Origin of the sequence: Mycobacterium sp. (assembly GCF_035653355.1) — a bacterium.
In the GTDB taxonomy this organism is placed as follows: Bacteria; Actinomycetota; Actinomycetes; order Mycobacteriales; family Mycobacteriaceae; genus Mycobacterium.
The window spans coordinates 1-4,953 of the sequence record NZ_DASRBZ010000039.1 but is presented as its reverse complement, the minus strand read 5'-3'; the positions used below and the strand labels follow the sequence as shown (position 1 = coordinate 4,953).

Annotated in this window: 6 protein-coding genes; 4 read left to right on the top strand and 2 right to left on the bottom strand. The window is 68.0% G+C overall.

Annotation, left to right across the window (positions count from 1 at the left end; genetic code table 11):
- The coding region (locus tag VFA16_RS01155) for an adenosylhomocysteinase (RefSeq protein ID WP_324966051.1) at window positions 1-961 on the top strand (961 nt) is incomplete at its 5' end.
- Window positions 962-982: 21 nt separating this feature from the next.
- On the opposite strand, the gene sigC is transcribed toward VFA16_RS01155, so the two are convergent.
- Window positions 983-1,537, bottom strand: a complete 555-nt coding sequence (gene sigC, locus VFA16_RS01150; protein WP_324966050.1) for an RNA polymerase sigma factor SigC — start codon at window positions 1,535-1,537, stop codon at window positions 983-985.
- Window positions 1,538-1,598: 61 nt separating this feature from the next.
- On the bottom strand, window positions 1,599-2,336 hold the full coding sequence (locus tag VFA16_RS01145; protein WP_324966049.1) for a DUF2275 domain-containing protein: 738 nt from the start codon (window positions 2,334-2,336) through the stop codon (window positions 1,599-1,601).
- Between the two features lie 145 nt (window positions 2,337-2,481).
- Between VFA16_RS01145 and VFA16_RS01140 the strand changes: the two genes are divergently transcribed.
- The 3 genes from VFA16_RS01140 to VFA16_RS01130 form a co-directional block, all read left to right on the top strand.
- Complete coding sequence (locus VFA16_RS01140) at window positions 2,482-4,068, top strand: PPE family protein (protein WP_324966048.1); 1,587 nt, start codon at window positions 2,482-2,484, stop codon at window positions 4,066-4,068.
- Window positions 4,069-4,099: 31 nt separating this feature from the next.
- Complete coding sequence (locus tag VFA16_RS01135) at window positions 4,100-4,732, top strand: dTMP kinase (RefSeq protein ID WP_324966047.1); 633 nt, start codon at window positions 4,100-4,102, stop codon at window positions 4,730-4,732.
- 56 nt (window positions 4,733-4,788) lie between these two features.
- Window positions 4,789-4,953, top strand: a 165-nt coding sequence (locus VFA16_RS01130; RefSeq protein WP_324966052.1) for a response regulator, incomplete at its 3' end; no start/stop codon positions are given.

The window sequence follows — 4,953 nt, the reverse complement described above, 5'->3', positions numbered from 1 at the left end:
GCCGCCCGCCGAAGAGGACGACTCGACCGAGCACAAGGTGTTCCTGAACCTGCTGCGCAACCGCTTCGAGACCGACAAGAACAAGTGGACGAAGATCGCCGAGTCGGTCAAGGGCGTCACCGAGGAGACCACCACCGGGGTGCTGCGGCTCTACCAGTTCGCCGCGGCCGGGGATCTGGCGTTTCCGGCGATCAACGTCAACGACTCGGTGACCAAGTCCAAGTTCGACAACAAGTACGGTTGCCGGCACTCGCTGATTGATGGGATCAACCGCGGCACCGACGTGCTGATCGGCGGCAAGAAGGTGCTGATCTGCGGCTACGGCGACGTCGGCAAGGGCTGCGCGGAATCGATGGCGGGTCAGGGTGCACGGGTCACCGTCACCGAGATCGATCCGATCAACGCGCTGCAGGCGCTGATGGAGGGTTACGACGTCAAGACGGTCGAGGACGTGATCGGCGAGGCGGACATCGTCGTCACCGCGACCGGCAACAAGGACATCATCACGCTCGAGCACATGCGGGCGATGAAGGACAAGGCCATCCTGGGCAACATCGGCCACTTCGACAACGAAATCCAGATGGCCGCGCTGGAGCGCTCCGGGGCCAGGAAAACCAATATCAAGCCGCAGGTCGACCTGTGGACCTTCCCCGACAGCGGCAAGTCGATCATCGTGCTCTCCGAGGGCCGGCTGCTGAACCTCGGCAACGCCACCGGCCACCCGTCGTTCGTGATGAGCAACAGCTTCTCCAACCAGGTGATCGCCCAGATCGAACTGTGGACCAAAAACGACGAGTACGACAACGAGGTGTACCGGCTGCCCAAGCACCTCGACGAGAAGGTGGCCCGCATCCACGTCACCGCGCTCGGCGGTCATCTGACCAAGCTGACCAAGGAGCAGGCCGAATACATTGGCGTCGACGTCGACGGGCCCTACAAGGCCGACCACTACCGCTACTGAGCGGTCTCTGTGCCGAGAGCGCTATCCGGTCAGGTCGTCGCGTTCTAGGCCAGCCAGCAGTGCGTCGCGGGCGCGCGCGACGCGGGAGCGGATCGTGCCGACCGGGCAGCCGCACACCACCGCGGCGTCCGCGTAGGACAAGCCGAGCAACTGGGTGAGCAGCAGCGCTTCCCGTTGTTCGGCGGACAGGGCGGCGATCATCGTCGTCACCTCGACCAAGTCTTCGAATCCTCGGGTCGGACGGTTTCGGTGCAGCACGTGTTCGGGGTCGGCGCCGTGGGCTGTGCGGGGCCGGGCCCGAGCGTGACGGAGATGGTCGGCGACGACGCGACGCGCGATGGCCAGCAGCCAGGTGCGGGCGGTTGAGCGTCCGGAGAACCGGTGGATCGCCCCGATGGCCCGCAGGAAGGTTTCCTGGGTCAGGTCGTCGGCGGAGCTGGCGTCGGATAGGTAGGCGACGAACCGCCAGACGTCTTGCTGGGTGGCTTTGATGAATGTTTCGAGCGCTCGGGCGTTTCCGCCTGCAGCGGCCAAGGCGAGTGCGGTGACGGCCTTGTCGTCGCTACGCGCAGTCATCGTCTCTCACCTTAAACGGAGGCCGCATCTTCTACGACGGATTGTCGTAGGTCGCCCGCTGTTAGGCCGCCGAACGGTTGATCGGCCACAGATGTGCGCGTCGTCGGCCGCGGGGAACGGCGACCGGCGGCAGCGGCTCGTCGACTGCTGCGTCGGCTACGCCGGCCTTGTTCCTCCCCGCACGCTCCCGCGCCACCAACCACGCGAAAAGCACGCCGGCCAGCAGCGGCAAGTGGCTGGCGATACGCGCCGCGGTGACCTCGCCGTCGTAGGCGTCGACGGCGACATAACCCAGCAGCGCCGCCGCGAACGCGCCGGCGATCGCGGCCACACCCGCCGCTGCGGCGGTCCATATCCCGGCGGCAACCATCGCCACACCCAGGGCCAGCAGCCAGGCGGTGGACTCGTGCAACAAATGCATGCCGGTCGCCGCCCCGTGCCCGGAGGTGGACACCATGCCGAAATCGACGCCGGCGATTTGCGCCAACGCGACCGCGACCTGCAACAGCCCTACCGCAATCAGCGCCCAGCGCCGGTAGTCCGAAACCAGCCTGTGCAGCCAGCGGCGATGCGGTGCTATAGGCGCGACGGGGGCATTCGCCATGATCTTGTCGACCAGGTCTGGGCCGTGGCCCATATCCGCTGCGGCGAGCCGGCGAGTCTGCACGGCCACGCCGATCAACCAGGCACGGCAATCGGGGCACGATCCCAGGTGGGCGTCGACGCGCTGCGCCGGTACCTCATGACGTTCGCCGTCCAGTCGGGCAGACAGCGCTTCCCGCGCAACTTCACACCGCATCCCTGCATCCTCGCGCATTCCGGGGCCCGCGCAAACGGGCTGGGAACCAAACCGCGCCGGGCAGCGACCACTTAGGTATTCGACGGTATTCGATGCCACATTGCTGGGAGGGTGACGTGTCGGTGCGACGGTTGGTCGGTGGGTCATGACGGCGCCGGTGTGGATGGCGTTGCCGCCGGAAGTGCACTCGGCCTTGCTGAGCAGCGGCCCAGGCCCCGGGGCGTTGATGGCAGCCGCCGGTGCCTGGTCGTCGTTGAGTGCTGAATACGCCTTGGCCGCAGACGAACTCACCGCGCTGTTGGGTGCGGTGCAGGCCGGCGCCTGGGAGGGGCCCACGGCGGAGCAGTATGTGGCCGCGCATGGCCCCTACTTGGCCTGGCTGCTGGACAGTGCGGGGAAGAGCACCGTCGCGGCGACCATGCACCAGACAGCGGCGGGCGCCTACACCTCCGCGCTGGCCACCATGCCGACCTTGGGCGAGCTTGCTGCCAATCACGCGATCCACGCGGTGCTGGTGGCCACAAACTTCTTCGGCATCAATACCATTCCGATCGCACTGAACGAGGCCGACTACGTCCGGATGTGGGTGCAGGCGGCCGAGACGATGAGCACCTACCAAGTCGTCGCCGGGTCTGCGCTCGTGTCGGTGCCGGTAACTGCGCCGGCGCCGCAGATCGTCGTCCCGGGCGGCGAGGCAGCGTCGGCGGCAACACAGGCCGCGGCCATGGCCCCGGCCGGGCAATCCGGTGCCCACCTCAACAGCGCGGATGCCTCGGCCACCGCGCAGGAGGCCAGCACGACGTCGTCGTGGCAGGACCAGCTTGCGGCGTGGCTTTCGGACTACACCCAAAACTTCGCTTGGCCGCTCGGCAAACTGCTGTACCCCAATGGCTGGCCCATTCCCGCGGTCCCCTTCGCCAATGCGGTCAGTTCGCTGCTGATGCAGATCCCGGGAATGTCGCCGGTGCTTGCCACCGCTATGGCCTGGGCCATCTTCCACACGTTGATGCTGGTATGGCCGTTTGTGCAGATGGCGCCGTTGGCTGTCCCCGTCATGTTGGCCGCCGTCGTGGGCGCGGGCGTTGCGGGGACGGCAGGCCTGGCGGGTTTGGCGGGGCTGGCGGGGACCGTTCCTTCCGCCGACATGCCGATGCCGGCGGTGACACCCACGCCCGCCTCCGTGAGCCCGGCGCCGGCTGCCGCGCCGGCGGGCGCCCTTCCGACGAGTGCGACCAGCACGTCGGCCGCGCCAAGCTCAGCTGCGCCGAGCCCCACCACCCCGGTCGACGCCGGACCGGCTGGTGGCGGGCCCGAGGTCGGCTTCGGTCCGACGACGTCGACCTCGGCCGCGGGCTTTTATGCCGTGGGCACTACGGACTTGTCAGCACAAAGCAGTGTCAGCAGCCGCGCACGCCGTCAGGCTCAGGACCCGGCTTCCGGAAGCGTTGATGCGGCTGCGGCCGCGAAGGCGTCGAGCCCCGAACAGACGCGCGCCCGTCGACGCCGGGGGACGGTCAAGGAACACGGCCATCGCTACGAATACATGGATCTGGAGCCGTCAACCATGGCGTCGGATCAGGGCGCGGGACCCCTCGGCTTCGCCGGTACCAAGCCGACGGCGGATGCCCCGAGCGCGGCCGGATTGGTCAGGTTGCCCGGCGACGGATTCGGCGAAGTGCCGCAGGCGCCGATGGTGCCGGGCACCTGGGCGCACGACGGGCCGGAAGACTAAGACGGCTCAACTACCGCGCTAGGCTCGCGCCGTGTTGATCGCGATCGAAGGGGTCGACGGCGCAGGCAAGCGGACACTGTCACACGGCTTGCAAGCGGCCTTCGAGGCCGGCGGAAAGTCGGTGGCCACGCTGGCCTTCCCGCGCTATGGGCAGTCGGTGCCCGCCGACGTCGCCGCCGAGGCGCTCCGCGGCCAGCACGGGGATCTCGCGTCCAGCGTCTACGCGATGGCGATGTTGTTCGCGCTGGACCGCGCCGGCGCGGCAGCCGACATCGCAAGGCTGCGTGATGACTACGACGTGGTGATCCTTGATCGCTACGTGGCCTCCAACGCCGCCTACAGCGCGGCCCGTCTGCACCAGGACGCCACCGGTGAGGTGGTGGCCTGGGTACACAGCATCGAATACGGCCGACTGCGCCTTCCGGTGCCGGATTGCCAAGTGCTACTCGATGTTTCGGCTGAACTTGCCAGGCAGCGGGCACGCAGCCGGGCGGCGCAGGAGGCGGGCCGCGACCGTGACGCCTATGAACGCGACGACGACCTTCAGCAGCGCACCGGCGTGGTGTACGCCGGGCTGGCCGCCGCCGGCTGGGGCGGCCGTTGGCAGGTGGTGGGCGCCGACGTGGACCCCGGCAAGTTGGCCGCCACGTTGCTCGCCGGGTGAGCCGCGAGAAGAAACGCCCGCGTGATAGCTGAGTTTTGTCGCGATGTGGTGACACCATGGACACCATGAGGCAAAGGATTCTCGTCGTCGATGACGACGCTTCGCTGGCCGAGATGCTCACGATCGTGCTGCGGGGGGAAGGCTTCGATACTGCGGTCATCGGTGACGGCAGCCAGGCGCTCACCGCGGTACGTGAGTTGCGCCCCGATCTGGTGTTGCTG